The 2,261-nt window shown below is 53.6% G+C and carries 4 protein-coding genes; all 4 read right to left on the reverse strand.

Annotated elements, in window-relative coordinates; genetic code table 11:
- On the reverse strand, positions 1 to 223 hold a 223-nt coding region (locus tag HWQ67_RS16740; RefSeq protein ID WP_218253828.1), incomplete at its 3' end, for a phage head closure protein.
- A complete protein-coding gene (locus HWQ67_RS16745) occupies positions 220 to 804 on the reverse strand; it encodes a head-tail connector protein (RefSeq protein ID WP_218253829.1) in 585 nt (194 codons plus the stop codon). The genes HWQ67_RS16740 and HWQ67_RS16745, both read right to left, overlap by 4 nt.
- Positions 801 to 1,163 (reverse strand): hypothetical protein, encoded by a 363-nt coding sequence (locus HWQ67_RS16750; protein ID WP_218253830.1) that lies wholly within the window; start codon positions 1,161 to 1,163, stop codon positions 801 to 803. The genes HWQ67_RS16745 and HWQ67_RS16750 overlap by 4 nt, the downstream gene beginning before the upstream one ends.
- Positions 1,156 to 1,773 (reverse strand): hypothetical protein, encoded by a 618-nt coding sequence (locus HWQ67_RS16755; protein ID WP_218253831.1) that lies wholly within the window; start codon positions 1,771 to 1,773, stop codon positions 1,156 to 1,158. The genes HWQ67_RS16750 and HWQ67_RS16755 overlap by 8 nt, the downstream gene beginning before the upstream one ends.
- Between the last annotated feature and the right edge of the window lie 488 nt (positions 1,774 to 2,261).

Below are 2,261 nucleotides of genomic sequence, written 5' to 3' on the forward strand. Positions count from 1 at the left end.
TAATCCTCCAATCAGGTGTCAGTCCCTTATAATATCTCAAGACGATCTTGTGAGTGATCTCTGACTTCTCGATCTTCCCCGTGAAGTATTCCTCCTCCGAAAGGGGAAGGACAGCGGCCCAGACCGTCGCCTTCGTTACCCAGGTCTCGGTCTCGGCGCCATAAGTGTCCCGCGTTGCCGTCTTCTTCTGGAGTTCAACTCTGTGCCTTAAACTTCCGATCATTTAAACCTATGCACAATATACGGCGCCAGCAACCTCATGATCGCCGGGATAGAGGTTATATTTTTCTCCGTTAGCGTCTCCCTGCTCTCAAACATATCGGCCACATCAATCAATATTGCTTGCTTGATCGATTGCGGTATATCATCAATCTTAGTTTGCGAGTATCCGCAGGAGTAGGTAATGCAGATCGGGTTCATGGGGTAGAGCGTGGCCGAGGGCCAGTCTATCCCGTAGGCCAGTACGAGCCTCCCAGGTTCCGACTTGATGTCGGTCAGGTAGTTGGCCGCCCCCCAGGTTGTCGCGGCCCCGTTGTAGTCCGTGTAGACGAGCGACGAGATACCCTGTAGTGGAGGGTAGGGGAGTTCGATAAAATCCTCGTCCGGGAACTCCTCGAGGTACATCGCCCAGGTCTGAGTCAGGAGGGCGCGGTTTAAGACCGCCTCGATATGCTCCCGGCCCGCCTTAATCAGTCCCTCAATGATGTAATCGCTGTCATCATTATCAACCCTCAGATGCCATTTGGCCTCTTCCAGGCTCACCGGCTCGATCGTAGGGGCAACAGTCTGGACTAACGCGTTCATAGGTTCCTCACTATCAATCTGTTGAAATCAAGCTCCCGGGTGTAGGTTGTCGTCCCGTCCGAGATGGTTGCCTTGAAGGTCAAGTGATGCTTCCCCGTGACCGCCCCGACCGAGGTGGGGTAGGAGAGAAAGACCGTATGGACCTGTCCGGTGGCGCTCGATGTCGCCAGAATAGCCGTGGTGAGGACCGTGGCATCCTCCCGGTGGACTGTCGTTACTACGGAAGACAGAGTATGGCCATAGGGCAGAAACCCGTCGTTGGCCGTGGTCGCAGAGCAGACCGTGTACTCAAAGGCGTAGGGAACCATTACGTCGCTCGGCTGCAGAAAGATAGGTTTTGTTCCTTCAAAGTTAGGCACTTCTTTTATATCCCTCCTGAATCCTAGATGGATGTCGGATGATGTCTGGTCTGGTCGTGAAATAAAATTCACCCTCTACTGTCTTGTATAGATTAATATTGCGTTCGGTGATGAAATAACCTTCATTGTCTTTTGAGACGTAATACCAGATTGCATAAGTCCATCCCACAGGGGGAGAGGTTACGGCCTGGTCATGGGAGCAGTAGACGGGAGTCAGATCGATAGCCCCTGCCGAGGTTGCAGTGCATTCCTGGAGATGCTCGCAATTAACGGGCGACAAGACGTAGATATGGCTGAGTGCAGGGGATCCCGTCTCCCCGTCGTGGGAACAGTTGACAGGGGTGAGGACGTAGATATGTGACAGCACCGGTGAAGTAACAGCCCCGTCGTGGGAACAGTAGTCCGGAGTAAGGTCGCCCGCACCCGATAAGGTCGGAGAAGTAACTTCCTGCTCATGGGAGCCAGGGGCCGGAGACAGGACGTAGATATGGGACAATGCCGGTGAAGTAGCAGCCCCGTCATGGGAACAGTAATCCGGCGATAAATCTCCAGCTCCGGATATTGTCGGAGAAGTGACATCCTGGGTATGGGAACCGGAGACCGGAGACAAGACGTAGATATGGCTCAGAGCCGGAGAGGTCGCATCCCCATTGTGCTCGCATGAGACGGGCGAAAGCGAGTAGATATTCGATAGGGCAGGGCTGGTTGTCTCCTGAGTATGGGAGCAATCTTCAATCCGACCAAGTTGGGTTGAATGAGATAGGCCAGGATTAGTAACTTCCTGAGTGTGCGAGCAATTTACAGGAGAAGCACTGTAGATATGGGAGAGAGAAGGCGAAGTTGTTTCCTGAATATGGGAACAGTTGGCCGGGGAGAGCGTGATAATCCCAAGCGCCGCTCCAGTCAGGACCTTCTGTAGAAATGGTCTCCGCCTCGTTACAGGGAAAGGCATCTCTTACCCCTTACACGGTAGGCTGATGGATGGTAATCGACCAGGCCGCCGTGTTCACCTTGTTTCCTGCAACAAGATCCTGAGTCGTGACCGTGGTGCAGTACCTCGGACCCGAAGCAGACTCCACGATCATGACGATGGTGGCA

Source organism: Candidatus Magnetobacterium casense (genome assembly GCF_019173545.1).
Lineage (GTDB): Bacteria > Nitrospirota > Thermodesulfovibrionia > Thermodesulfovibrionales > Magnetobacteriaceae > Magnetobacterium > Magnetobacterium cryptolimnobacter.

Coding starts and splice junctions, on each gene's coding strand:
- HWQ67_RS16745 (WP_218253829.1), bottom strand. CDS start 804: ATGAACGCGTTAGTCCAGACTGTTGCCCCTACGATCGAGCCGGTGAGC.